Origin of the sequence: Pseudomonas putida W15Oct28 (genome assembly GCF_000708715.2) — a bacterium.
In the GTDB taxonomy this organism is placed as follows: domain Bacteria; phylum Pseudomonadota; class Gammaproteobacteria; order Pseudomonadales; family Pseudomonadaceae; genus Aquipseudomonas; species Aquipseudomonas putida_R.
The window spans coordinates 24,223-49,594 of the sequence record NZ_JENB01000017.1; the positions used below are offsets into that span (position 1 = coordinate 24,223).

26 protein-coding genes are annotated in these 25,372 nt (G+C 63.7%); 16 read left to right on the forward strand and 10 right to left on the reverse strand.

The window, feature by feature from the left end:
- The first annotated feature begins 143 nt into the window (after nucleotides 1-143).
- From AK81_RS13950 to AK81_RS13970, 5 genes are all read left to right on the forward strand, one after another.
- A complete protein-coding gene (locus tag AK81_RS13950) occupies nucleotides 144-1,016 on the forward strand; it encodes a LysR family transcriptional regulator (protein WP_043199825.1) in 873 nt (290 codons plus the stop codon).
- Between the two features lie 248 nt (nucleotides 1,017-1,264).
- Nucleotides 1,265-1,528: a DNA-directed RNA polymerase subunit omega gene (gene rpoZ, locus AK81_RS13955; RefSeq protein WP_043199827.1), complete on the forward strand. Its 264-nt coding sequence runs from the start codon at nucleotides 1,265-1,267 to the stop codon at nucleotides 1,526-1,528.
- Between the two features lie 59 nt (nucleotides 1,529-1,587).
- Nucleotides 1,588-3,696, forward strand: a complete 2,109-nt coding sequence (spoT, locus tag AK81_RS13960; protein WP_016502233.1) for a bifunctional GTP diphosphokinase/guanosine-3',5'-bis pyrophosphate 3'-pyrophosphohydrolase — start codon at nucleotides 1,588-1,590, stop codon at nucleotides 3,694-3,696.
- A 23-nt stretch (nucleotides 3,697-3,719) separates the two neighbouring features.
- Nucleotides 3,720-4,100 carry a RidA family protein gene (locus AK81_RS13965; protein WP_043199829.1) on the forward strand — a complete coding sequence of 127 codons (381 nt, stop codon included), beginning with the start codon at nucleotides 3,720-3,722 and terminating at the stop codon, nucleotides 4,098-4,100.
- A 56-nt stretch (nucleotides 4,101-4,156) separates the two neighbouring features.
- On the forward strand, nucleotides 4,157-4,888 hold the full coding sequence (locus AK81_RS13970) for a hypothetical protein (RefSeq protein WP_043199830.1): 732 nt from the start codon (nucleotides 4,157-4,159) through the stop codon (nucleotides 4,886-4,888).
- A 141-nt stretch (nucleotides 4,889-5,029) separates the two neighbouring features.
- On the opposite strand, the gene AK81_RS13975 is transcribed toward AK81_RS13970, so the two are convergent.
- Nucleotides 5,030-5,899 carry an SDR family oxidoreductase gene (locus tag AK81_RS13975; protein ID WP_043199832.1) on the reverse strand — a complete coding sequence of 290 codons (870 nt, stop codon included), beginning with the start codon at nucleotides 5,897-5,899 and terminating at the stop codon, nucleotides 5,030-5,032.
- 190 nt (nucleotides 5,900-6,089) lie between these two features.
- Between AK81_RS13975 and exbB the strand changes: the two genes are divergently transcribed.
- The 6 genes from exbB (at nucleotide 6,090) to AK81_RS14005 (ending at nucleotide 12,830) form a co-directional block, all read left to right on the forward strand.
- Complete coding sequence (gene exbB / locus AK81_RS13980) at nucleotides 6,090-7,085, forward strand: tonB-system energizer ExbB (RefSeq protein WP_043199834.1); 996 nt, start codon at nucleotides 6,090-6,092, stop codon at nucleotides 7,083-7,085.
- Between the two features lie 3 nt (nucleotides 7,086-7,088).
- Entirely contained in the window at nucleotides 7,089-7,517 is a 429-nt protein-coding gene (gene exbD, locus AK81_RS13985) for a TonB system transport protein ExbD (RefSeq protein ID WP_012274837.1), read from the forward strand.
- A complete protein-coding gene (locus AK81_RS13990; RefSeq protein WP_043199835.1) occupies nucleotides 7,514-8,245 on the forward strand; it encodes an energy transducer TonB in 732 nt (243 codons plus the stop codon). The genes exbD and AK81_RS13990 overlap by 4 nt, the downstream gene beginning before the upstream one ends.
- A 94-nt stretch (nucleotides 8,246-8,339) precedes the next feature.
- Nucleotides 8,340-9,266, forward strand: a complete 927-nt coding sequence (locus AK81_RS13995; RefSeq protein ID WP_043199836.1) for a hydrogen peroxide-inducible genes activator — start codon at nucleotides 8,340-8,342, stop codon at nucleotides 9,264-9,266.
- 3 nt (nucleotides 9,267-9,269) lie between these two features.
- Nucleotides 9,270-11,348: an ATP-dependent DNA helicase RecG gene (recG, locus tag AK81_RS14000; RefSeq protein WP_043199837.1), complete on the forward strand. Its 2,079-nt coding sequence runs from the start codon at nucleotides 9,270-9,272 to the stop codon at nucleotides 11,346-11,348.
- A 78-nt stretch (nucleotides 11,349-11,426) separates the two neighbouring features.
- Nucleotides 11,427-12,830 carry an aminoacyl-tRNA deacylase and HDOD domain-containing protein gene (locus AK81_RS14005; RefSeq protein ID WP_043199839.1) on the forward strand — a complete coding sequence of 468 codons (1,404 nt, stop codon included), beginning with the start codon at nucleotides 11,427-11,429 and terminating at the stop codon, nucleotides 12,828-12,830.
- Nucleotides 12,831-12,952: 122 nt separating this feature from the next.
- Here AK81_RS14005 and AK81_RS14010 read toward each other — a convergent pair whose 3' ends face one another.
- The 4 genes from AK81_RS14010 to rubA all read right to left on the reverse strand — a co-directional run bounded on the left by AK81_RS14010 (nucleotide 12,953) and on the right by rubA (nucleotide 15,300).
- Complete coding sequence (locus AK81_RS14010; protein ID WP_016502241.1) at nucleotides 12,953-13,327, reverse strand: SCP2 sterol-binding domain-containing protein; 375 nt, start codon at nucleotides 13,325-13,327, stop codon at nucleotides 12,953-12,955.
- Between the two features lie 147 nt (nucleotides 13,328-13,474).
- Complete coding sequence (locus AK81_RS14015) at nucleotides 13,475-13,780, reverse strand: HU family DNA-binding protein (RefSeq protein ID WP_043199840.1); 306 nt, start codon at nucleotides 13,778-13,780, stop codon at nucleotides 13,475-13,477.
- Between the two features lie 187 nt (nucleotides 13,781-13,967).
- Nucleotides 13,968-15,116, reverse strand: coding sequence for an NAD(P)/FAD-dependent oxidoreductase (locus AK81_RS14020; RefSeq protein ID WP_043199842.1), 1,149 nt, complete (start codon nucleotides 15,114-15,116; stop codon nucleotides 13,968-13,970).
- Nucleotides 15,117-15,132: 16 nt separating this feature from the next.
- Nucleotides 15,133-15,300: a rubredoxin RubA gene (gene rubA, locus AK81_RS14025; RefSeq protein WP_019096637.1), complete on the reverse strand. Its 168-nt coding sequence runs from the start codon at nucleotides 15,298-15,300 to the stop codon at nucleotides 15,133-15,135.
- A gap of 247 nt (nucleotides 15,301-15,547) precedes the next feature.
- On the opposite strand from rubA, the gene AK81_RS14030 reads away from it, so the two are divergent.
- A complete protein-coding gene (locus AK81_RS14030; RefSeq protein ID WP_043199846.1) occupies nucleotides 15,548-16,105 on the forward strand; it encodes a chorismate--pyruvate lyase family protein in 558 nt (185 codons plus the stop codon).
- The gene (gene ubiA / locus AK81_RS14035) at nucleotides 16,105-16,995 is read left to right on the forward strand and encodes a 4-hydroxybenzoate octaprenyltransferase (RefSeq protein ID WP_043199847.1); all 891 of its coding nucleotides are present in this window, start codon (nucleotides 16,105-16,107) and stop codon (nucleotides 16,993-16,995) included. Before AK81_RS14030 ends, ubiA begins: the two co-directional genes overlap by 1 nt.
- Before the next feature lie 139 nt (nucleotides 16,996-17,134).
- Here ubiA and AK81_RS14040 read toward each other — a convergent pair whose 3' ends face one another.
- A complete protein-coding gene (locus tag AK81_RS14040; protein ID WP_043199848.1) occupies nucleotides 17,135-17,503 on the reverse strand; it encodes a COG4315 family predicted lipoprotein in 369 nt (122 codons plus the stop codon).
- 174 nt (nucleotides 17,504-17,677) lie between these two features.
- Here AK81_RS14040 and phoB point away from each other — a divergent pair, with 174 nt between their 5' ends.
- The 3 genes from phoB (at nucleotide 17,678) to AK81_RS14055 (ending at nucleotide 21,237) form a co-directional block, all read left to right on the forward strand.
- Entirely contained in the window at nucleotides 17,678-18,367 is a 690-nt protein-coding gene (phoB, locus tag AK81_RS14045; protein WP_008091627.1) for a phosphate regulon transcriptional regulator PhoB, read from the forward strand.
- A 48-nt stretch (nucleotides 18,368-18,415) separates the two neighbouring features.
- Nucleotides 18,416-19,723: a phosphate regulon sensor histidine kinase PhoR gene (gene phoR, locus AK81_RS14050; protein ID WP_043199850.1), complete on the forward strand. Its 1,308-nt coding sequence runs from the start codon at nucleotides 18,416-18,418 to the stop codon at nucleotides 19,721-19,723.
- Between the two features lie 173 nt (nucleotides 19,724-19,896).
- Complete coding sequence (locus AK81_RS14055) at nucleotides 19,897-21,237, forward strand: hemolysin family protein (protein ID WP_043199851.1); 1,341 nt, start codon at nucleotides 19,897-19,899, stop codon at nucleotides 21,235-21,237.
- Between the two features lie 131 nt (nucleotides 21,238-21,368).
- Here the strand turns inward: AK81_RS14055 and AK81_RS14060 are convergent, their stop codons facing one another.
- From AK81_RS14060 to pstB, 4 genes are all read right to left on the reverse strand, one after another.
- Nucleotides 21,369-22,265, reverse strand: a complete 897-nt coding sequence (locus tag AK81_RS14060) for a peptidoglycan DD-metalloendopeptidase family protein (protein ID WP_043199853.1) — start codon at nucleotides 22,263-22,265, stop codon at nucleotides 21,369-21,371.
- Between the two features lie 238 nt (nucleotides 22,266-22,503).
- The gene (locus tag AK81_RS14065; protein ID WP_043199855.1) at nucleotides 22,504-23,400 is read right to left on the reverse strand and encodes a response regulator; all 897 of its coding nucleotides are present in this window, start codon (nucleotides 23,398-23,400) and stop codon (nucleotides 22,504-22,506) included.
- 164 nt (nucleotides 23,401-23,564) lie between these two features.
- Entirely contained in the window at nucleotides 23,565-24,335 is a 771-nt protein-coding gene (gene phoU / locus AK81_RS14070) for a phosphate signaling complex protein PhoU (RefSeq protein ID WP_043199857.1), read from the reverse strand.
- Nucleotides 24,336-24,485: 150 nt separating this feature from the next.
- Nucleotides 24,486-25,319, reverse strand: a complete 834-nt coding sequence (pstB, locus tag AK81_RS14075; RefSeq protein WP_043199858.1) for a phosphate ABC transporter ATP-binding protein PstB — start codon at nucleotides 25,317-25,319, stop codon at nucleotides 24,486-24,488.
- Between the last annotated feature and the right edge of the window lie 53 nt (nucleotides 25,320-25,372).

Consider the following 25,372-nt stretch of genomic DNA (forward strand, 5'->3'; position numbering starts at 1 on the left):
ATGGTTGCAGCTGTTGTTTTTTTCACTTTCCCATCGTGGGGATTGGTTACCCGACCGGACGCATTGATTCCGGGGGGCCGTTTCACTATAAAATGGCCCTGACGCAACAGACATTGGCAATTCGGCAAGCAGAGCGTGCACCAATGCAATATCAGATCACCCACGCCGACCTCTCCCTGGTCCTGGCACTGGAGCGTGGCCGCTCGCTGGCCAAGGCTGCCGAGTTACTCAAAGTCGACGTTTCGACGGTATTCCGCTCGATCCGACGGCTGGAGTCGGCGCTGGGCACCGCCTTGTTCGTCAAGAGCCGCAAGGGCTACCTGCCGACCGACACCGCCCAGGCCCTGGCCGAGCAGGCCGAGCGCGCGGAACAGGCGCTGGAGGCGGCGCGCATTGCCATGACCAGTGGCGAGCAGGTGGTCAGCGGCACGGTGCGGGTGACCTGCACCGAGGCGGTGATGCATAGCCTGCTGCTGCCGGCGCTGGCCGAGTTCATGCCCAACTACCCGGCCTTGTCGCTGGAGATGGGCACCTCGAACACCTTCGCCAACCTCAGCCGGCGCGATGCCGACATTGCCCTGCGCCTGACCAATACGCCGCCGGAGCACCTGGTGGGTCGCAACCTGGGGTCCACCTCCTATGTGGTCTGCGGCCAGCCGCAGTGGCGCGAGCGCCTGGCCGAGTCGCCCGTCAGCGTGCCATGGATCGCCCCCGACGACTCGATGCAGGACCACCCCACGGTGGTCTGGCGCAACCAGCAACACCCTGGGTTGAGCCCGCGCTACCAGTGCAGCGGCATGTCGACCATCGCCCAGTTGGTGACCGCCGGCCTGGGCGTGGCGGCCCTGCCGGACTACATGGTGCACGCCTTGCCCGGCGTGGATGCGCTGAGTGGACCGCTGCCGGGTTGCGACACCCAGCTGTGGCTGCTGACCCGGCCGGATTGCCGGGCGCTGCGCTCGGTGCAGACCCTGTTCGAAGAGCTGACACCGCGGTTGCGTGGCGCGATGCTCTGAGGTTATCGTCAGGCTCATGTATGAGGGTGTCTGTTCCGGCCCTTTCGCGGCTACAGCCGCTCCACAGGTAAAGCGGCGGCGGTGAGACCTGTGCAGGACGTGTGAAAGCGGGCGTGCTCGCGAAGAAGCGCACGCCGATCAGCCCGGCAAAACAGCGCTTCCCTATTGGCTGGTGAATTTTTATACTATCGAGTCCGCCTGCCCATTATTGGGCTGCACGCCCACCGCATTTGCTACTGAGGAAGACCATGGCCCGCGTAACTGTTGAAGACTGCCTGGAACACGTGGATAACCGCTTCGAGCTGGTCATGCTCTCGACCAAGCGCGCTCGCCAGCTGGCGACCGGCGGCAAAGAGCCACGCGTCGCGTGGGAAAACGACAAGCCGACCGTTGTTGCCCTGCGTGAAATCGCCGAAGGCATCGTCACCAACGAGTTCCTCGCCGCTGAAGAGATCGTCACCGAGGATCCGGTGTTCGCCGCCTTCGAGGACGAGAACAACGAGGCTGTCTGATTGATGCCAGGTCGACGTCGCACGGCGCAAGGCCCTCGCCCTCCGCAGGAGGTGAACCCATGCCGGGTATAGAAGCCTTGGCCGAACGGCTGTCGACCTACCTTGGCCCCGAACAGGTCAACCTGGTGCGGCGCGCCTATTTCTACGCCGAACAGGCCCACGACGGACAACGCCGCCGCAGCGGCGAGCCCTACGTGACCCACCCGCTGGCCGTGGCCAGCATCCTCGCCGACATGCACATGGACCATCAAAGCCTGATGGCGGCCATGCTGCACGATGTGATCGAAGACACCGGTATCGCCAAGGAAGCCCTCAGCCAGCAGTTTGGCGAGACGGTGGCCGAACTGGTCGATGGGGTCAGCAAGCTGACCCAGATGAACTTCGAGACCAAGGCCGAGGCGCAGGCCGAAAACTTCCAGAAGATGGCCATGGCCATGGCGCGCGACATTCGCGTGATCCTGGTCAAACTGGCCGACCGCCTGCACAACATGCGCACCCTGGAAGTGCTGTCCGGCGAAAAACGCCGGCGCATCGCCAAGGAAACCCTGGAAATCTACGCCCCCATCGCCAATCGCCTGGGTATGCACACTGTGCGCGTGGAGTTCGAGGACCTCGGCTTCAAGGCCATGCACCCGATGCGCTCGTCGCTGATTCACCGGGCGGTGAAAAGCGCACGCGGCAACCGCAAAGAGATCGTCGCCAAGATCGAGCACTCGCTGGCCAACTGCCTGGCTGCCGACGGCATCGAAGGCGAGGTCAGCGGCCGGCAGAAACACCTCTATGGCATCTACAAGAAGATGCGCGGCAAGCGCCGTGCCTTCAACGAGATCATGGACGTGTACGCCTTCCGCATCATCGTCGACAAGGTCGACACCTGCTACCGCGTGCTCGGCGCCGTGCACAACCTGTACAAGCCGCTGCCCGGTCGCTTCAAGGATTACATCGCGATCCCCAAGGCCAACGGCTACCAGTCGTTGCACACCACGCTGTTCGGCATGCACGGCGTGCCCATCGAAATCCAGATCCGCACCCGCGAGATGGAAGAGATGGCCAACAACGGCATCGCCGCGCACTGGCTGTACAAGTCCAACGACGACGAGCAGCCCAAGGGCAGCCATGCCCGCGCGCGTCAGTGGGTCAAGGGCATCCTCGAACTGCAGCAACGTGCCGGCAACTCGCTGGAATTCATCGAGAGCGTGAAGATCGACCTGTTCCCGGACGAGGTCTACGTGTTCACGCCCAAAGGCCGCATCATGGAGCTGCCCAAAGGCTCCACGGCGGTGGACTTCGCCTACGCGGTGCACACCGACGTCGGCAACAGCTGCATTGCCTGCCGCATCAACCGCCGCCTGGCGCCGCTGTCCGAACCGCTGCAAAGCGGCTCGACGGTGGAAATCGTCAGCGCCCCTGGCGCACGGCCGAACCCGGCCTGGCTCAACTTCGTGGTGACCGGCAAGGCGCGCACGCACATCCGCCACGCGCTCAAGCAGCAGCGCCGTTCCGAGTCCATCAGCCTGGGCGAACGCCTGCTGAACAAGGTGCTCACCGGCTTCGACAGCAGCCTGGAGAAAATCCCACAGGAGCGCATCCAGGCGATTCTCGCCGAGTACCGTCTGGAACTGATCGAAGACCTGCTCGAAGACATCGGCCTGGGCAACCGCATGGCCTACGTGGTCGCACGCCGACTGCTGTCGGCCGACGGCGAGCAACTGCCTGCACCGGAAGGCCCGCTGGCGATCCGTGGTACCGAAGGCCTGGTGCTGAGCTACGCCAAGTGCTGCACACCGATCCCTGGCGACCCGATCGTCGGCCACCTGTCGGCCGGCAAGGGCATGGTCGTGCACCTGGAGAATTGCCGCAACATCAGTGAAATCCGCCACAACCCGGAGAAGTGCGTACAGCTTTCCTGGGCCAAGGACATCACCGGTGAGTTCAATGTCGAACTGCGTGTCGAACTGGAGCACCAGCGCGGCCTTATCGCCCTGCTGGCCAGCAGCGTCAACGCCGCCGACGGCAACATCGAGAAGATCAGCATGGACGAACGCGACGGCCGTATCAGCGTGGTCCAACTGGTGGTCAGCGTGCACGACCGTGTGCACCTGGCGCGTGTGATCAAGAAGCTGCGTACCCTGACCGGTGTGGTCCGCATCACCCGCATGCGTACGTAGTCCGCCAACCGCAAGGAGTCATCATGAGCAAGACCGTCATCAATAGCGACAAGGCCCCAGCCGCCATCGGCACCTACTCGCAGGCGATCAAGGCCGGCAACACGGTGTACATGTCGGGCCAGATCCCGCTGGACCCTAAGACCATGGAACTGGTCGAAGGCTTCGAAGCCCAGACCGTGCAGGTGTTCGAGAACCTGAAGTCCGTGGCTGAAGCCGCTGGCGGTTCGTTCAAGGACATCGTCAAGCTGAACATCTTCCTCACCGACCTGAGCCACTTCGCCAAGGTCAACGAGGTAATGGGCCGCTACTTCGAGCAGCCTTACCCGGCCCGCGCCGCCATTGGCGTTGCCGCGCTGCCGAAAGGCGCCCAGGTCGAAATGGACGCCATCCTGGTCATCGAATGATGCCCCCGGTGACGGGCGCCCTGCCCGTCACCCCTCCTCTGCAAGGTTACCCCGTCATGCGTCAAGCACTGCCCCTCGCGTTGGCAGCCCTGCTACTGGGCGGCTGCGCCAGCCACAAACCCGAAGATTTCAACGGCACCTGGATCAACCAGGAGGCCATCACTGCAGCGGTCAAAAGCGGCAGCCTGCGCCAAGCGCTGAATGAACACGGCCCGGTGTTCGAATGGAAGCTCGACGTTGCCAGCCAGCAGGCCAGCTACAGCAATGGTTTCGAGGCCGCTGACGGCCAGCTGAGCAGCAACGAAAAGCAATGGCAAGCCAGCTTCGAGGGCGGCCAGACCGAGCAGCTGTCGCTCGACGGTGACGAGCTGCAAGCCGTCGACCAGCGCGGTGCCAAGCAGACCTTCGTCCGTGCCAAGGCGCCGGCGACTGCCAATGCGCCGCTGGGCAGCAGCTTCGAGAAAGCGCTGTACCAGGCCTACCTGGGCGGCAACTGGAAGGTAGTCGAAGGCGAAGGCAAAGGTGCCAGCGTCCGCTTCAGCGACACCGGCAACGTCACCGGCCTGCCGGGGCCAGACCGTTTTGCGCTGTGCCTGGCAGGCGACTGCGCGACCATGGGCGGCAGCAATGACAGCCTGTGGCTGGAGCGTAACCAGCGTGGTGCACCGTTCATCATCAAGCGCGATGGCGACAAGCTGGAGATTTTCCAGGCAGTGAACCGTGCGCAACCGGATGAAATGCCGGAGCTGGCCGCAGGCAAGCGCCAGTGGGTGCTGGAGCGTAGCTAAAGCAACACACGTCCCCTGTAGGAGCGGCCTTGTGTCGCGATAGGGCTGCGGAGCAGCCCCGGCATTCTATGCGGCGACGCTGAGATACTGGGGCCGCTGTGCGGCCCATCGCGACACAAGGCCGCTCCTACAGGGACCGCATCAAGACTGAGGCTGGTTTTTACCCTCAAGGATCGCGGCATAGCCTTCCTTGTAACTCGGATACACCGGCGCCCAGCCCAGCGCCCGGGCCCGGGCGTTGCTGCAGCGCTTGCTGCCGGTACGCCGCACCCGCTGCTCATCGGACCATTCGGTAACCCCCATGTACGCCCGTAGCCAGGCCACCACGTCGGCCAGCGGCGCCGGATCGTCATCAACGCCAATGTAGTAGTCGTCCAGCACCTCGCCATCGGCATCGGCCTGCAGCAGAAACGCCAGCAGGCTGGCGGCATCCTCGGCGTGGATGCGGTTGCCATACAGCGGCGGCTCCTCGGCCACACGGTAACCCTGGCGCACCTGGCTCAATAGCCACTCGCGGCCTGGGCCGTAGATGCCAGTCAGGCGCACAACGCTCGCCGGGGTACCACTGGCCAGCGCCAGCCGCTCAGCCTCCAGCATCACCCGCCCGGAATAACCTTCAGGCTCGGTGGCTGCGCCTTCCTCGACCCACTCGCCGTCCTTCTGCGCATACACGCTGCTGCTGGAGACGAACAGCAGGCGACGGGGGCGCTGGCCTCGCTCGGCGAGCCAGGCCAGCACATGCCGCAAGCCCTCCACATAGGCCGCCTGGTAGCCGGCCTCGTCGTGCTGGCTAGCCGCCACGCAATACACCAGGTAATCCAGCGGGCCCTGAGGCCATGCTTGCGGGATCGACGGTTCGGCCAAGTCCGCAGCAACCGGTTGGACGCCCGCAGGCAGCTGCCCGACAGAGCGGCGAAGGCCGCTTACCTGCCAGCCTTTGGCCATAAGTTGCTGGGCCAGACGCCCTCCCACATCACCACAACCCACCACCATCACGGAAAGGTCTGACATCTCTAAACTCCCTAGACCAATTGATCAGCCCGGCCACGCTACACGATGGGCGGCTAGACCATAGGCGAAAAAAGCAACAAGATTACTTTTGTTAACAAGAATTACTTGCAATAATGGCCGCCAATTTGTTCTCGGCCTACCTCGAGGCCTTGGAGAACGCTCACTTTTTTCTTCATCAGGTCCGGCCAGCATGACACGTACTCAACCTTCCGCTTCGCCAACCCCGTCGCGCGCCTGGCGCGCCATCGCCGCGCTGACACTCAGCCTGGTGCTGGCCCCGGTGGCCATGGCCGATGAGCCAACCGCCAACGCCGCCACGCCGGCCGCCGCCACTGCCCCGGCCGCACCTGCTGCTGCCCCGGCTGCCCCGGCTGCCGATGCACAGGCCCCTGCTGCTGCCGACGCGGCCGCTGCCACCCCGGCTGATGCACCGGCCGCGGTAGACCCAAGCGTTGAAGCCCTGGTTGAAGACACCTCGCTGGGCATGGCCCACGACCTGTCCCCATGGGGCATGTACAAGAACGCCGATATCGTGGTGAAGATCGTCATGATCGGCCTGGCCATCGCCTCTATCATCACTTGGACCATCTGGATCGCCAAAGGCTTCGAGCTGATGGGCGCCAAGCGTCGCCTGCGTGGTGAAATCGCGCAGCTGAAGAAATCCGCCAGCCTGAAAGAAGCCAGCGACGTTTCCAACAAGGAAGGCACCTTGTCCCACACCCTGGTCCACGACGCCCTCGAAGAGATGCGCCTGTCGGCCAACGCCCGCGAAAAAGAAGGCATCAAGGAGCGTGTCAGCTTCCGCCTGGAGCGCCTGGTACACGCCAGCGGCCGCACCATGAGCAACGGCACCGGCGTACTCGCCACCATCGGTTCCACCGCGCCGTTCGTCGGCCTGTTCGGTACCGTGTGGGGCATCATGAACAGCTTCATCGGCATCGCCAAGACCCAGACCACCAACCTGGCCGTGGTTGCCCCAGGTATCGCCGAAGCCCTGCTGGCCACCGCCCTGGGCCTGGTCGCTGCAATCCCGGCTGTGGTCATCTACAACGTCTTCGCCCGCTCCATCGCTGGCTACAAGGCCCAGGTGTCCGACGCCTCCGCCCAGGTACTGCTGCTGGTCAGCCGTGATCTGGACCACCAGGGCAGCGAGCGCGCTGCCCCGCACATGGTGAAAGTGGGGTAAGCCATGGGCCTGCATCTCAACGAAGGTGGCGACGACCTCGCCGAAAACCACGAAATCAACGTTACGCCGTTCATCGACGTGATGTTGGTGCTGCTGATCATCTTCATGGTCGCTGCTCCCCTGGCCACGGTCGACATCAAGGTCGACCTGCCGGCTTCCACCGCCAAACCGGCGCCGAGGCCCGAGAAACCGGTATTCGTCAGCGTCAAGGCCGACCAGAAGCTGTACGTCGGCGACGATCAGGTTGCTGCGCCCGAACAGCTTGGCCCGATGCTCGACGCCAAGACCAAGGGTGACAAGGAAACCACGATCTTCTTCCAGGCTGACAAAGGCGTGGATTACGGCGACCTGATGGAAGTGATGAACAACATGCGCGCGGCCGGCTACCTGAAGGTCGGTCTGGTAGGTCTAGAGACGGCAGCCAAGAAATGACGAAAACGCGCTCAAACATGGCGCGCTACGGTGGCAGCCTGGCGATCGTGCTGGGCGTGCACGTGGTCGCCGTGCTGCTGACGCTCAACTGGTCGGTGCCCCAGGCCATCGAGCTGCCCCCGGCAGCGATGATGGTCGAGCTGGCACCGTTACCGGAGCCTGCGCCACCACCGCCACCGAAAGCGGTTCCTCAGCCACCGGCACCGGTGGAAGAACTGCCGTTGCCGAAACTGGTAGAAGCGCCCAAGCCCAAGATCGCCGTCCACAAGCCGCCCAAGCCGAAGGCCAAGCCCCAGCCGCCCAAGCCTGAGAAAAAGCCTGAGCCGCCGACGGAAGCACCGCCGACCGAGCAGACGGTAGACGCACCGCCCAGCAACACGCCCCCGCAGAAGTCCGCGGCACCGGCGCCGAGCATCGCGTCCAACAGCAACGCCCTGCCAACCTGGCAGAGCGACCTGCTGCGCCACCTGGCGAAGTACAAGCGTTACCCGGAAGACGCGCGCCGTCGTGGCCTGCAGGGCATCAACCGCCTGCGCTTCGTGGTCGACGCCGAAGGCAAGGTGGTGTCGTACGCCATGGCCGGTGGTTCGGGCAGTGCTGCACTGGACCGGGCGACCCTGGAAATGATCCGTCGGGCTGGCACGGTACCCAAGCCGCCACCCGAGTTGCTGAACAATGGCACGATCGAAGTCGTGGCACCGTTCGTCTACTCGCTGGACCGCCGATAAGCGTTTTGCTTCTGTCACAAATCGGCAAGTCTGATAACGTGCGTCTATCGATTGCAGCCGCTATGCTGGGCCCGCAACTTCATGGACGCACGTTATGACCCTCACCGAATTACGCTACATCGTCACACTCGCCCAGGAACAGCACTTCGGCCATGCCGCCGAACGCTGCCACGTGAGCCAGCCGACCCTGTCGGTCGGTGTGAAGAAGCTCGAGGACGAGCTTGGCGTGCTGATCTTCGAGCGCAGCAAAAGCGCGGTGCGCCTGACCCCGGTTGGCGAAAGCATCGTCGCCCAGGCGCAGAAGGTACTGGAGCAGGCCCAGGGCATTCGCGAACTGGCCCAGGCCGGCAAGAACCAGCTGACCGCCCCGCTCAAGGTCGGTGCCATCTACACCGTCGGCCCCTACCTGTTCCCGCACCTGATCCCGCAACTGCACCGCGTAGCGCCGCAGATGCCGCTGTACATCGAAGAAAACTTCACCCACGTACTGCGTGAAAAACTGCGTAACGGCGAACTGGACGCGGTGATCATCGCCCTGCCGTTCAACGAAGCCGACGTGCTGACCCTGCCGCTGTACGATGAGCCGTTCTGCGCCCTGATGCCCGCCGACCACCCGTGGACGGCGAAAAAGACCATCGACACCGCCATGCTCAACGACAAGAGCCTGTTGCTGCTCGGTGAGGGCCACTGTTTCCGCGACCAGGTACTGGAAGCCTGCCCGACCCTGAACAAGGGCGGCGAAGGCGCCAGGCACACCACGGTCGAATCCAGCTCGCTGGAAACCATCCGCCACATGGTGGCCTCGGGCCTTGGCGTGTCGATCCTGCCGTTGTCGGCGGTGCACAGCCATCATTACGCCCCTGGCGTCATCGAAGTGCGCCCACTGACCGCACCGGCACCGTTCCGTACCGTGGCCATCGCCTGGCGCGCCAGCTTCCCGCGGCCGAAGGCCATCGAGATCCTCGCCGACTCGATCCGCCTGTGCTCGGTCGCCAAAGCCCCTGCGGAACAACCGGCCTGAGTCATGAGTGAGCTGTCGAAGGTCCCGGTCACGGTACTCAAGGGTGTTGGCGAGGCCATGGCGGAAAAACTCGCCAAGGTCGGCCTGGAGAACCTGCAGGATGTACTGTTCCACCTGCCCCTGCGCTACCAGGACCGCACCCGCGTGGTGCCGATTGGCCAGCTGCGCCCCGGCCAGGATGCGGTTATCGAAGGTGTGGTCAGTGGTACCGACGTGACCATGGGCAAGCGCCGCAGCCTGGTGGTGCGCCTGGGCGACGGCAGCGGCGTGCTGACGTTGCGCTTCTACCACTTCAGCAACGCGCAGAAGGAAGGCCTTAAACGTGGCACCCACCTGCGCTGCTACGGCGAAGCCCGCCCCGGTGCCTCGGGCCTGGAAATTTACCACCCGGAGTACCGCGCACTGAACGGTGACGAGCCGCCGCCACCGGTCGAACAGACCCTGACGCCGATCTACCCGTCCACCGAAGGCCTCACCCAGCAACGCCTGCGCCTGTTGTGCCAGCAGAGCCTGGGCCTGCTTGGCCCGCGCAGCCTGCCCGACTGGCTGCCAGACGAGCTGGCCCGGGACTACCAATTGGCGCCGCTGGACGATGCCATCCGTTACCTGCACAACCCGCCGGCCGACGCCGACCTCGACGAACTTGCCGAAGGCCAGCACTGGGCCCAGCACCGCCTGGCCTTCGAAGAACTGCTGACCCACCAGCTGTCGCAGCAACGCCTGCGCGAGAGCCTGCGCAGCCTGCGGGCGCCAGTGCTGCCCAAGGCCACGCGCCTGCAGGCGCAGTACCTGGCCAACCTGGGCTTTCAGCCGACCGGCGCACAGCAGCGGGTGGCCAACGAAATTGCCTACGACCTCAGCCAGCATGAGCCGATGATGCGCCTGGTGCAGGGCGATGTCGGTGCCGGCAAGACCGTGGTCGCCGCCCTGGCAGCGTTGCAAGGCCTGGAAGCCGGCTATCAGGTGGCGTTGATGGCGCCCACCGAGATCCTCGCCGAACAGCACTTCATCACCTTCAAGCGCTGGCTCGAACCGCTGGGTATCGAAGTGGCCTGGCTGGCCGGCAAGCTCAAGGGCAAGGCCCGGGCCGCTTCCCTGGAGCAGATCGCCAACGGTGCGCCGATGGTGGTCGGCACCCACGCGCTGTTCCAGGAAGAGGTGAAGTTCAAGCACCTGGCCCTGGCGATCATCGACGAACAGCACCGCTTTGGCGTGCAGCAACGCCTGGCCCTGCGCAAGAAAGGCGTGGCCGGCGAGTTGTGCCCGCACCAGCTGATCATGACCGCCACGCCAATTCCGCGAACCCTGGCCATGAGCGCCTACGCCGACCTGGACACCTCGGTGCTCGACGAATTACCCCCTGGGCGCACCCCGGTGAACACCGTGCTGGTAGCCGACAGCCGCCGCTTCGAGGTGGTCGAACGGGTTCGCGCCGCCTGCGCCGAGGGGCGTCAGGCCTACTGGGTGTGCACCCTGATCGAAGAATCCGAAGAGCTGACCTGCCAGGCCGCCGAAAGCACCTATGAAGAACTCGGCAGCGCCTTGGGCGAACTGCGTGTGGGCCTGATCCACGGCCGGATGAAGCCTGCGGAAAAAGCCGAGATCATGGCGCAGTTCAAGGCCGGTGAATTGCAGCTGCTGGTCGCGACCACTGTCATCGAAGTAGGCGTAGACGTCCCCAACGCCAGCCTTATGATCATCGAAAACCCCGAACGCCTGGGCCTGGCCCAGCTGCACCAGCTGCGCGGCCGGGTTGGCCGGGGCAGTGCCGTCAGCCATTGCGTGCTGCTGTATCACCCGCCGCTGTCGCAGATCGGCCGCGAACGCTTAGGGATCATGCGCGAGACCAACGACGGCTTCATCATTGCCGAGAAAGACCTCGAACTACGCGGCCCCGGCGAAATGCTGGGTACGCGCCAGACCGGCCTGCTGCAGTTCAAGGTCGCCGACCTGATGCGCGATGCCGACCTGTTACCGGCTGTGCGCGATGCCGCCCAGGCCCTGGTCGCCCGCTGGCCGGACCATGTCAGCCCGCTGCTCGACCGCTGGCTGCGTCATGGCCAGCAATATGGCCAAGTGTGACGTTAGTCCCAGAATGGATCCAGATTTGCTCGCAGGCTGGTTATACTTCGCGTTTAAAAGAATCAGTGGATACGGACCATGACTGAAGTTGCCCTGGACACCGCAACCCCACGCGCGCCCTCTGTTATCAGGCTGCTGCTCGACAAGGTCGGCGTCGCCTACCGCGAGGTGGTCGAAACCCCGCACCTGCCTGCGGCTTCGCGGGTGCAGGCGGTGCTTCTCGACGACGAGGTCGGCGCCCTCATGGTGCTGTTCCCGCAGAGCCAACTGCTGGACCTCAACCGCCTGGCCGAGCTGACCGGGCGCAAGCTGACCGCCGTGTCGGTGCCACGCCTCAAGCAAATGCTCGACAAGCACCAGCTCAAGGCCCTGCCCGGCATTCCGGCGCTGACCAGCTCCCCGTGCCAGTACGAAAAAAGCCTGCTCGACGCCGAGACGGTGTACATCCAGTCTGGCGAAGCCAGCCTGTTGCTGGAGATTGAACGCGCGCACTTCAAGCGCATGCTGGCCAAGGCCAGCGCCAGCAGCTTTGGCCAGGAGGTCGAGGCCATCAGCCCCAACCTCGACCGCCCCCATGACGACACCCGTGAAATCACCAATGCCGTTCAGGCCTTCACTGCCCGACGCATCCAGAAGCGCCTGGAAGAAACCATCGAGATCCCGCCGCTGGCCGACACCGCGCAGAAGATCATCAAGCTGCGGGTAGACCCCAACGCCAGCATCGATGACATCACCGGCGTGGTCGAAACCGACCCGGCGCTGGCGGCACAGGTGGTGAGCTGGGCGGCGTCGCCCTACTACGCGTCGCCGGGCAAGATCCGCTCGGTGGAAGACGCCATCGTGCGCGTGCTGGGCTTCGACCTGGTGATTAACCTGGCCCTGGGCCTGGCACTGGGCAAGACCTTGAGCCTGCCGAAAGACCAGCCGCAGCAGGCCACGCCATACTGGCAGCAGTCGATCTACACCGCCGCGATCATCGAAGGCCTGACCCGCGCCATGCCTCGGGCAGAACGCCCCGAGGCCGGGCTGACCTACCTGGCCGGGCTGCTGCACAACTTCGGCTACCTGCTGCTGGCACACGTATTCCCGCCACACTTCTCGCTGATTTGCCGCCATCTGGAGGTCAACCCACACCTGAACCACACCTACGTGGAACAGCACCTGCTGGGCATCAACCGCGAACAGATCGGTGCCTGGCTGATGAAGCTGTGGGACATGCCCGAAGAGCTGTCGACCGCGCTGCGCTTCCAGCACGACCCGGCCTACGACGGCGAGTACTCGGCGTTCCCCAACCTGGTGTGCCTGGCAACCCGCCTGTTGCGCTCGCGGGGGATTGGCTCCGGCCCGCAGGAAGAGATTCCTGACGAGCTGCTGGAGCGCCTGGGGATTACCCGGGAAAAGGCCGATGATGCGGTGAACAAGGTGCTTGAAGCCGAGAACCTGCTGCGCGAGCTGGCTTCACAGTTTCACGCACCGCATTAAGACTATTGGGGCCGCTTTGCGGCCCATCGCGACACAAGGCCGCTCCCACATTGATCGGCGTATGCAGGACCATGTGGGAGCGGCCTTGTGTCGCGATGGGCTGCGCAGCAGCCCCGGCAATGTCAGCCTTTCTTCTTCGGCTTCAGGTACTTCATCAACCCCTGGAACCACATCACCAGCGCCGGATTGCCCTTGATCTGGATGTTCTTGTCCTGAATCCCCTGCATGAACGCCAACTGCTTGTTGCCCGCCTGCATCGTGGCGTAGCCGTAGGCAGCGTCCTTGAAGGCGATGGCGAAGGCCGGCTGCGGATGCGCGCCGCCCTTGCTGCTGATGCGCTCGTTATTGACGACGAAGTGCCGGGCAACCTTGCCGTCCAGGGTCTGCATCTGGAACACCAGGTCCTTGCCCTTGAGCTGCTGCTGGAATGCCGGGTTGTTACGGCTGGCCCTGGCCATCAACAGCCCCATGGCCCAGAGAAGAAAGCGGAACTTCATCGACACGCCTCGATTGAAAAGTGACTAAGTTTCGCAGTTTATCCTCTTAACGACCTTTTTATGCAAGTTCGCAGCAGTTACTGCGTGTAAAGCACAACGGGCGCCATGAAGGCGCCCGTTCGGGATCAACGAATCGTCAGCGGATGCTTACTTTTTCTTGGCGGCCTTGGCTGGCGCGGCCGGGGGATTGACGCTGTCCTTGAGGTTCTTGCCTGGCTTGAAGGCCACGGTATTGCTGGCTTTGATCTTGACCGGCTCACCGGTTTGCGGGTTTTTGCCGGTACGCGCGCCGCGATGGCGTTTTTCGAAGGTGCCGAAACCGACCAGGGTCACCGTGTCCTTGTCCAGGGCACCGGTGATGCTGTCGAGAATCGCGTTCAACACCTGATTGGCCTTTTCCTTGGTCAGATCAGTCTTTTCCGCGATGACGGCGGCGAGTTCTGGTTTGCGCATAGTGAAGCCTCTTTGACGGAATTCTTGTTGTTATGCCGTGCTGCCTTTGGGAGCAGCGCTCAAGGCACCGCAGGCTCTAATCTGCGGCAGACGGAAGTGAGAATGGCACGTGCTCCGGGGCCGCGCCAGTATCAGGCCGGCCATTGTGCAGGCAACAACAGGATAAATCCGACAGAACGCCCTCTATTTACGCCATTACCGGCGGCAACTGGCGATTCAGTGCCAGCTTGTCCATCACGGCTGCCCCGGTCAGGGCATAGCCCAGCAATGCGCCGTCAGCACCGTGGCAGAGCACCTTGAGGTCACTGCCCTGGCCCTCCACCTGCCAAGTGCATTCCTGGCCCAGGGGCGGCGGCGAAACCACCAGCGGGCAGGCCGGGGTTTTCACGGTGATCGGCATCGGCCCGTAGGCAACCGCGGTCGGCTTGCCGGCCAGGGTTTGCGCCAGCGCCCGGGCACAGCTCATCAGCGGCATCACGTAGAGCAGGTTGATGCCATCGACCTCGGCACAGTCGCCGAGGGCGAAGATGTTGCCGTGGGAGGTACGCAGCTCGCGGTCTACGCGGACACCACGATTGGTCTGCAAGCCGGCTGCGGCAGCCAGGTCGATGCGTGGGCGCAGGCCGATGGCCGAAACCACCAGGTCGCAGGCGATCACGCTGCCATCCGACAGGTGCGCCTCCAGGCCCTGGGCCACCTGCTGCAGGCGGGTCAGCACCGGCCCCAGGTGGAAGCGCACACCCAGGCCTTCCAGCCCGCCCTGCACCGCCGCCGCAGCGGCCGGGTGCAGCAGGGTGGGCATGATCTGTTCGCACGGCGCCACCACGTCGACCTGGAAGCCGCCCCGGCTCATGTCGTTGGCGAATTCGCAGCCGATCAGGCCGGCACCGAGGATCAATACGCGTTGTTTGCCGACGGCGGCGGCACGGAAGCGGGCGTAGTCTTCCAGGTCGTTGATCGGGAACACCAGATGGCTGCCATCGCCTTCGATCGGCACCTGCACGGTCTGGGCGCCCCAGGCCAGCACCAGGTCTCGGTATTGCACGGCCTCTTCGCCGATCCACAGGCGCTTGTGGTCCGGGTCGATGCCGCTGATGCGGGTATGGGTGCGGATCTCGGCGTTCAGTTGCTCGGCCATGACGCCCGGCTCGGCCATGCACAGGCCGTCGGCGTCCTTCAGCTTGGCAAAGCCCATGGAGAGCATGGGCTTGGAGTAGGAGCGACCATCGTCGGCGGTGATCAGCAGCAGCGGCGTCTGCGCATCGAGCTTGCGAAATTCACGGGCCAGGTTGTAGCCCGCCAGGCCGGTACCGATGATTACCACAGGGGACGTCATGTCGTGCTTTCCTCGATTAGCCGATAAAGATCATTTCAAAGTCGCTTTTGCCGACGCCACAGTCGGGGCACAGCCAGTCTTCAGGCACATCTTCCCAACGGGTGCCGGGGGCGATGCCGTCATCGGGCCAGCCTTCGGCTTCGTCGTAGATCAGGCCACAGACAATACATTGCCACTTTTTCATCAGGTCTTTTTCCTCGGTTCAGGCTGGGGCTTGTGTTGCTGCTGATGGCCCTTTCGCGGGTAAACCCGCTCCCACAGGAATTACTACAACCTCGGGACCTGTGGAGTACCTGTGGGAGCGGGCATGCCCGCGAAAAAGCCAGCGCGCAATTCGTGGAGGGTTTGTAGCGGCCCTGCCCGCAGTATGCAAGCAGTCGGGGCAATCATGCTAAGCTCGCCGCCTCTCTGGTTGTTACAAGCAGACCGACGTGTCGTACGAATCCCCGCAAGCAGCCGCTGTCGCGTGGCTGCCGTATTCACAGCTGGCGACCGACTTCGACCAGCCTACCCTTGACTGGCTGTTCGACGAAGGCTCGCTCACCCGCCGCCTGACCCGCCTGTCCTCTGATCACTTCTCCGTCACCCCGCTGTTCGAGGGCTGGCAAGCGCTGCGCGACGATGAATGCCAGGCGTTGGGCATTGCTGCCGGCAGCGAAGGCTGGGTGCGCGAGGTGTACCTGCGCGGCCATGGCCAGCCTTGGGTGTTCGCCCGCAGTGTGGCCAGCCGCAGCGCCCTGGAGCGCGGCGGGCTGGACCTGGAAACCCTCGGCAGCCGCTCGCTGGGCGAGCTGCTGTTCTGTGACCAGGCGTTCATCCGCCACCCGATCGAAGTGTGCAGTTATCCACAGGCCTGGCTACCGACCGACGCCGCCCATGCAGCCCTGTGGGGGCGCCGCTCGCGCTTTGAACGAGGCGGCCTGGAGCTGCTGGTGGCAGAAGTGTTCCTGCCGGCATTGTGGCAAGCGGCCAGGGAGGAAAACCGCTGATGTACCTGCAACTGCTCAAGTCGCTGAACCGCCTGCACCCGCGGGCCTGGGACTTCGTCCAGCTCAGCCGCATGGACCGGCCGATCGGTATCTATCTGCTGCTGTGGCCAACGCTGTCGGCGGTGTGGATTGCCGGCAACGGTTCTCCCACCTTGGCCAACGTGCTGATCTTCGGCCTTGGTGTGGTGCTGATGCGGGCTGCGGGCTGCTGCATCAACGACTTCGCCGACCGCAAGGTGGATGGCCACGTCAAACGCACCGCCGACCGGCCGCTGGCCAGCGGCCGGGTCAGGCCGCGCGAGGCGCTGGCACTGTTTGCGATTCTGGTCGGGGTAAGCTTCCTGCTGGTGCTGTGCACCAACAGCCGCACGGTCTGGCTGTCGTTTGGCGCGGTGGCGCTGGCGTCCTGCTACCCGTTCATGAAGCGCTACACCTATTACCCGCAGGTGGTGCTGGGGGCGGCGTATTCCTGGGGCATTCCCATGGCCTTCACTGCTGCGGGTGGCGAGTTGCCGGCCAGCGCCTGGCTGCTGTATATCGCCAACCTGCTGTGGACGGTGGGTTACGACACCTATTACGCCATGGTCGACCGCGATGACGACCTGAAGATTGGCGTGAAGTCGACCGCGATCCTGTTCGGCGAGGCCGACCGCACCATCATCCTGACCTTGCAACTGCTGTCGCTGGGTTGCCTGTTGCTGGCGGGCAGCCGCTTCGAGCTGGGGGGCTGGTTCCACCTGGGGCTGCTGGGCGCTGCGGCGTGCTTTGCCTGGGAATACTGGTCGACGCGCAAGCTGGACCGCGAGTCGTGCTTCAAGGCGTTTTTGCACAATCACTGGGCGGGGTTGCTGGTGTTCATGGGTGTGGTGCTGGATTACGCGTTGCGCTGACAATTCTGGGGCTGCTTTGCAGCCCATCGCGACGCAAGGCCGCTCCCACAGGGGGGCCTGCGTACGCCGATCAATGTGGGAGCGGCCTTGCCGGGGCGCCGGACCGGTCGGAAAGGGCCGCGAAGCGGCCCCGGCAACCTCAAGGCTTGGCGATGTGCCAGACGTCTTTCACGCCATCACCGGTCTTGTCCCCGGCCTTCTTGTCCTTGACGAAGGTATACAGCGGCTTGCCGTCGTAGGCCCACTGCATCGAGCCGTCGTCACGCTTGATCTGCGTCCACTTGCCATCGGCTTTTTCGCCATCCATTACCTTCAATGGCGGCCAGTTGGTGGCGCAATCGCCATTGCACATCGACTTGCCGCCCGCATCCTTGTCAAAGGTGTACAGCGTCATGCCGGCATGATCGACCCACATGCCGTCCTTCTCCATGGCATGGTGGGCCGACGCCACCCCCGGGAGCGCCAGCGCAGTGAAAAGGGCCATCCAGCTCAGCGTTTGTCGTGTCATTGGATTCACCATTGTTTCGGGGGGGAAATAGGTTCGGGTTGCCGCCGCTGCGGCCCTTTCAAGCCTAGTTCAGTCACGGAATGTCGCCAGAACGGCCAACGCCCTGTCACACAGCTGCAATAATTCCGTTATCTAATGCGGGCCAAGACACCGAATCCAGGAGAGGTTTTGAGCATGGTTGGCAGGAACATTCTGATCGTCGACGACGAAGCGCCCATTCGCGAGATGATCGCCGTTGCCCTGGAAATGGCCGGCTATGACTGCCTGGAAGCGGAAAACTCCCAACAGGCCCACGCGATCATCGTCGACCGCAAACCGGACCTGATCCTGCTCGACTGGATGTTGCCCGGCACCTCCGGCATCGAGCTGGCCCGCCGCCTCAAGCGCGACGAACTGACCGGCGACATTCCGATCATCATGCTCACCGCCAAGGGTGAAGAGGATAACAAGATCCAGGGCCTGGAAGTGGGCGCTGACGACTACATCACCAAGCCGTTCTCGCCGCGTGAACTGGTCGCGCGCCTGAAAGCCGTGCTGCGTCGCACCGGCCCGAGCGACACCGAAGCACCGATCGAAGTCGGCGGCCTGCTGCTCGACCCGATCAGCCACCGCGTCACCATCGACGGCAAGCCAGCCGAGATGGGCCCCACCGAATACCGCCTGTTGCAGTTCTTCATGACCCACCAGGAGCGCGCCTACACCCGTGGCCAGCTGCTGGACCAGGTGTGGGGCGGCAACGTCTACGTCGAAGAACGCACCGTCGACGTACACATCCGTCGCCTGCGCAAGGCGCTGGGTGAAGCCTACGAAAATCTGGTACAAACCGTCCGGGGCACTGGCTACCGCTTCTCGACCAAGAGCTGATCGAGTTCAAGAGCGCCAAGCTGCACGTCGTTGTACAAGGACCGTCAATTGAACCAGAACTGGCACGCAACCCTGATTCGCCATCTGTTGTTGCTGACTACCGTCTGCCTGATCGGCGGGCTGGTCAGCGGCTACTATGGCTGGAGCCTGGCCATTGGCCTGGCGCTTTACCTGGGCTGGACCCTCAAGCAGCTGCTGCGCCTGCACGACTGGCTGCGCAACCACCAACCCGACGAAGCACCGCCTGATGGTTACGGCCTCTGGGGCGAGGTGTTCGACAGCATCTACCACCTGCAACGCCGCGACCAGCGTGTACGGGGCCGCCTGCAGGCAGTGATCGACCGGGTGCAGGAGTCCACCGCCGCGCTGCGCGACGCGGTGATCATGCTCGACAGCGACGGCAACCTGGAATGGTGGAACCGTGCCGCCGAGACCCTGCTGGGCTTCAAGACCCCGCAGGACGGCGGCCAGCAGGTCACCAACCTGGTGCGCCATCCGCGCTTCAAGGAGTACTTCGAGGCGGAGAACTACCTCGAACCGCTGGAAATCCCCTCGCCCATCAACGACCGCATGCGCGTGCAGTTGCACATCACCCGTTACGGCAACAACGAACACCTGATGCTGGTGCGCGATGTCACCCGCATTCACCAGCTGGAACAGATGCGCAAGGACTTCGTCGCCAACGTGTCCCACGAATTGCGCACGCCACTGACGGTGATCACCGGTTACCTCGAAACCCTGCTGGACAACGTCGAGGATGTGAACCCGCGCTGGACCCGCGCCCTGCAGCAGATGAGCCAGCAAGGCTCGCGCATGCAGACGCTGCTCAACGACCTGTTGCTGCTGGCCAAGCTGGAAGCCACCGATTACCCGTCGGACAACCAGCCGGTGGCGGTCGAAGCCCTGCTCGCCGCGATCAAGAACGACGCTCAGGCCCTGTCGGGGCCACGCAACCAGCGCATCACCCTCGAAGCCGCGCCCGGCGTGAAGCTCAAGGGCAGCGAGTCGGAGCTGCGCAGTGCCTTTTCCAACCTGGTGTTCAACGCGGTGAAGTACACCCAGGACGAGGGCAACATCCGCATCCGCTGGTGGGCCGATGCCCAGGGCGCGCACTTGTCGGTGCAGGACTCGGGGGTGGGCATCGACGCCAAGCACTTGCCGCGCCTGACCGAACGCTTTTACCGGGTGGACTCCAGCCGTGCGTCGAATACCGGTGGCACCGGGCTGGGATTGGCGATCGTCAAGCATGTGCTGATGCGCCACCGCGGCAAGCTGGACATCAGCAGCGTGCCGGGGCATGGCAGCACCTTTACCTGTCACTTTGCGCCGACACAATTGGCCAACGACAAGGCTTGAGATCGGGGCTGCTGCGCAGCCCTTCGCGGGCACGCCCGCTCCCACAGGGACCGCAATAAGCCCGCCACCCTTTGCTTTTACGGCCCTAGCCGCTACATTGGATCCCCTGTGCCAGCAAGAGCTGGCACTTTTTTTCTCTCAATCTCAAAGACGGACCCCGTAAAAACTCCATCATGGACCCTTCCCCTGGTATCAGCGTCACCTCGTTATTCGCCGATTTCGGCATGATCATCTTTGCCTTGCTGCTGGTGCTGCTCAACGGCTTCTTCGTTGCCGCCGAGTTCGCCATGGTCAAGCTGCGCTCGACGCGCGTCGACTCCATAGCCGAGCTGCACGGCTGGCGCGGCAGTATCCTGCGCAAGGTGCACAACCAGCTCGACGCCTACCTGTCGGCCTGCCAGCTGGGCATTACCCTGGCTTCGCTGGGCCTGGGCTGGGTCGGTGAGCCAGCGTTTGCCCACCTGCTCGAGCCGCTGCTGGCGTACTTCGGTGTCGACTCGCCCGAACTGATCAAAGGCGTTTCGTTCTTCATCGCGTTCTTTGTCATTTCCTACCTGCACATCGTGGTCGGTGAGCTGGCGCCCAAGTCCTGGGCCATCCGCAAGCCGGAGCTGCTGTCGCTGTGGACGGCCGTGCCGCTGTACCTGTTCTACTGGGCGATGTATCCGGCCATCTACCTGCTCAATGCCAGCGCCAACACCATTCTGCGCATTGCCGGCCAGGGCGAACCGGGCCCGCACCACGAACACCACTACAGCCGTGAAGAGCTGAAGCTGATCCTGCACTCCAGCCGCGGCCAGGACCCAAGCGACCAAGGCATGCGTGTACTCGCCTCGGCCGTGGAAATGGGCGAGCTGGAAGTGGTCGACTGGGCCAACTCGCGTGAAGACATGGTGATCATCGATGCCAAAGCGCCGCTGAAACAGATCCTGGGGCTGGTGCGCCGCCACAAGTTCAGCCGCTACCCGGTGTATGACGCCGAGCGTGAGGAGTTCACCGGCCTGCTGCACATCAAGGACCTGCTGCTGGAGCTTGCCGAACTGGAGCACTTGCCCGAGACCATCGACCTGGACGACCTTGCCCGGCCGCTGGAGCGCGTGTCGCGGCACATGCCGCTGTCGCAACTGCTGGAGCAGTTCCGCAAGGGCGGCGCGCATTTCGTGCTGGTGGAGGAAGCCGACGGCAAGGTAATCGGCTACCTGACCATGGAAGACGTGCTGGAAGTGCTGGTAGGCGATATCCAGGACGAACACCGCAAGACCGAGCGCGGCATCCTTGCCTATCAGCCAGGCAAGCTGCTGGTACGGGGTGATACCCCGCTGTTCAAGGTCGAGCGCCTGCTGGGCATCGACCTCGACCACATCGAGGCGGAAACCCTGGCGGGGCTGATCTACGAGACGCTCAAGCGCGTGCCTGAAGAAGAGGAAGTGCTGGAGGTCGAAGGGCTGCGCATCATCATCAAGAAGATGAAAGGGCCCAAGATCGTGCTGGCCAAGGTGCTGAAGCTGGATTGAGGGCCGTGGGGCTGCTTTGCAGCCCATCGCGACGCAAGGCCGCTCCTACAGGGGTTCGCGTAATCCTGTAGGAGCGGCCTTGCCGGGGCGCCGGACCGGTCGGAAAGGGCCGCAACGCGGCCCCAAAAATCTCAGGGGTTACCCGCAGTAAAGTCAGGCAACCCGCTGATCGGCCTGTCGAACCGGTAAGGTATCGATTCCAGCGCCAACCCCACATTGCGCTGCACCACGAAGTGCAGGTGCGGCCCCGTGCTGTTGCCGGTATTGCCCGACTTGGCCAGCATCTGCCCCTGGCGCACCCGCTGCCCCTCCGCCACCACCACCGACCCACGCATCAGGTGCAGGTACACGCCCATGGTGCCGTCCGGGTGCAGGACCCTGACAAAGTTACCCGAGGGGTTTGGCCCGCGCCCAATCTGGCTGCTCTCCGTCTTCACCACCACCCCTTCCCGCGCCGCGATGATGGTAGTGCCTTCGGGCATGGCGATATCCATGGCGTAGCGCCCCTTTGGCCCAAAATGGCTGACACGGCCGTTAGGGCCCTGGGTGACGCGGAACGGCCCGCCGACCCACGGGAACGCATAGCGGAAGCCCAGGGGCCGCTTGCCCGGGTCACCCATGGCCTGCAGCAGGGTCGAGCGATAGTTCAGCAGCAGCCCGGGCCGCCCCCTGAGCACGCTGAGCATTTGCGTGGTGCGCGGCGGCAGCAGCCGACGCACGATACGCGGGGCATTGCCGCCTTGGGCGTTCACCAGGTTGTCCAGGCGCAATTCGACCTCTACCGGCACATGCAGCTCGTTGCGTGCCGAAAAGCTCACGCCGCCGTCGAAGGTTTTCGCGTTCAGCAGCACCTGGCCTTCAAGCGTTTCGACCATGGGGTCGCGCAGCACCAAGGGCTTGGCCCCCGGGCCGGGCCGGTCGGTATAGGAGACGACACCGAAATCGTCGGTGATCTTGTAGAGCGTCACACCCAGGCTCGACGCCGAGGCCATGAGCAATGCACAGAACAGCAGCAGGCGGGCGGGCATGATAGTGGCTTTTTGACAGTTATGATCTGTCGAAGCCTAGCAGCGGGTTTTATGACAGGTATTGCAGTTGGTCGGATGGCTCAGGGCTGCGCGGGCTTTTTGTAGGAGCGGCCTTGTGTCGCGATAGGGCTGCGGCAGCAGCCCCAGGATTTCAGCTTCGCCGCAGGAATTGCCGGGGCCGCTTTTCGGCCCTATCGCGACACAAGGCCGCTCCTACACAAAGCACGCGGTACCGGGCTCAGGCGCCGGGTGTAAAGTGCTTCTGCGCGGTCCCGCGGGCAATCAGACGCGACAGGTAATCGAGCTTCTGGGCGTCCTGGTCGACAAACTTGAAGGTCAATTGCAGCCAGTCGCTGTCGGGCTTGGGTTCCAAGGCTGCGACGGCATGCAGGTAGCCGTTCAAACGCGCAACTTCAGCGTTCTCACCTTGCTCCAGGTCCAGCACGGCGCCCTCCAGCACCTGCGGCAGTGCTTCGCTGCGGCGTACCACCAGCAGCGCCTCCTTCAGGCTCAGCGCCTTGATCACGCACGGTTGCATGCCGCTGGCCAGGCGCAACTGGCCTTGGCCACGCCCCGTCGGCGCAGGGGCCGACGGCGTGGGTGCATTGATCAATGGCTTGGCAGCGGCAGGCGCCGCCGCGGGGGCCGTCACCTTGGCCGCTTCTGGCTTGCCACCTGTCAGGGCACTCAGCGAATCGTTGGCGAATGCCGAGTTGGTCCGCGCCGGGCCGATGGCCATCAGGCTCTCGAGCTTGCCGATCTTGGTCAGCGCCTTTTTCACCTTGGTCAGCAGTTGCTCGTTGGTGAACGGCTTGCCGACAAAGTCGGAAACCCCCGCCTGGATCGCCTGGATGACGTTTTCCTTGTCGCCACGGCTGGTCACCATGATGAACTGCAGGTTTTTCAGCGCTGGCTGCTGACGGCACCAGGTGAGCAATTCCAGGCCGGACATTTCCGGCATTTCCCAGTCGCACAGGACCAGGTCGAAGGCTTCCTTGTCCAGCATGGCCATGGCCTTGCGACCATTGACGGCGTCGTCGATGGCCATGCCCGGGAAGGCATTGCGCAGGCACTTGCGGACCAGGTCACGGATAAACGGGGCGTCATCCACGACCAGCACATTCACTTTACTCATCAATACTCCTTCTGAATCCCGACTAGCCTACTGCCAAATAATGGCTATTTGCTACAACCTGGTCACGCCGGGACTTCTTCACATCGTTCGCGGGTGCCTGCCGGCTCCTCGACCGCAAACGAAAACGCCCGGCCAAGGCCGGGCGTCGAAGCTCGGGAGCAACTTTACTTATCGTCAGATTTGCCCGGAACATTAGCCTTTTCGCCATCGGCGACAGCGGTACCCTGCACTTCTGCCGTCATGCGCTTGAGGCCCATGTGACGCACGTCGGTGCCGCGTACCAGGTAGATCACCAGCTCGGAGATATTGCGCGCGTGGTCACCGATGCGCTCCAGCGAACGCAGGGCCCAGATCACGCTCAGTACCCGCGAGATCGAGCGCGGGTCTTCCATCATGTAGGTCACCAGCTCGCGCAGGGCGGTCTTGTACTCGCGGTCGATGGTCTTGTCGTACTGGGCCACCGACAGCGCCAGGTCGGCATCGAAGCGGGCAAAGGCGTCCAGCGCATCGCGGACCATGTTGCGCACCTGGTCGCCAATGTGGCGTACCTCGACGTAGCCGCGTGGCGACTCGCCTTCTTCGCACAGCTGGATGGCGCGGCGGGCGATCTTGGTCGCCTCGTCACCGATGCGTTCAAGGTCGATCACCGACTTGGAAATGCTGATGATCAGCCGCAGGTCGGAGGCCGCCGGCTGGCGACGGGCGAGGATGCGCACGCATTCCTCGTCGATGTTGCGCTCCATCTGGTTGATCTGCTCGTCGACTTCGCGCACTTGCTGGGCCAGGCCCGAGTCGGCCTCGATCAGCGCGGTAACGGCGTCGTTGACTTGTTTTTCCACCAGGCCACCCATGGCCAGCAGGTGGCTGCGAACTTCTTCGAGCTCGGCGTTGAACTGCTGGGAAATGTGGTGTGTAAGGCTTTCTTTGTTGATCATCGTTCGCTCCGCGAAGAAGCTGCAAGCTTCAAGTAGTTCGTATCATTCCCTGTGGGAGCGGGCGTGCCCGCGAACACCGGCGAAGCCGGTGCCACACACCGCGGCGCCTGCTTCGCGGGCACGCCCGCTCCCACAGGGGCCGCGTGGCTGCTAGCCGTAGCGACCGGTGATGTAGTCTTCGGTCTGCTTCTTCGCCGGGTTGGTGAACAGGGTATCGGTATCCCCGAATTCGACCAGTTTGCCCATGTACATGAATGCGGTGTAGTCCGAAACCCGGGCCGCCTGCTGCATGTTGTGGGTCACGATGACGATGGTGTACTTGGATTTCAATTCGTAGATCAGTTCTTCGACCTTCAGGGTCGAGATCGGGTCCAGTGCCGAGCACGGTTCGTCGAGCAACAGCACTTCCGGTTCCACGGCAATGGTGCGGGCGATGACCAGACGCTGCTGCTGGCCGCCGGACAGGCCCAGCGCCGACTCGTGCAGGCGGTCCTTGACCTCGTCCCACAGGGCCGCCCCTTTGAGCGCCCACTCGACGGCTTCGTCGAGCACACGCTTCTTGTTGATGCCCTGGATACGCAGGCCGTAGACCACGTTCTCGTAGATGGTCTTGGGGAACGGGTTGGGCTTCTGGAACACCATGCCGACACGGCGGCGCAGCTCGGCCACGTCTTCGCCCTTGCGGTAGATGTTGTTGCCGTACAGGTTGATGGCGCCTTCCACGCGGCAACCGTCAACCAGGTCGTTCATGCGGTTGAAGGTGCGCAGCAGGGTCGACTTGCCGCAGCCGGACGGGCCGATGAAGGCGGTCACGCGCTGCTTGGGAATGTTCATGCTGACGTCGAACAGCGCCTGCTTGTCGCCGTAGAACAGGCTCAGGCCCGGCACTTCGATGGCCACGGTTTCTTGGGCCAGTTGCAGGCTCTGCTTGTTGCGGCCCAGGGCAGACATGTCGATGCCGTGGGTATGAGAATCTTGCTGCATGGTCAACTCCATACGCTATCAAGTCGTTTCAAAGGGCCGCCCGGCTCACCGGG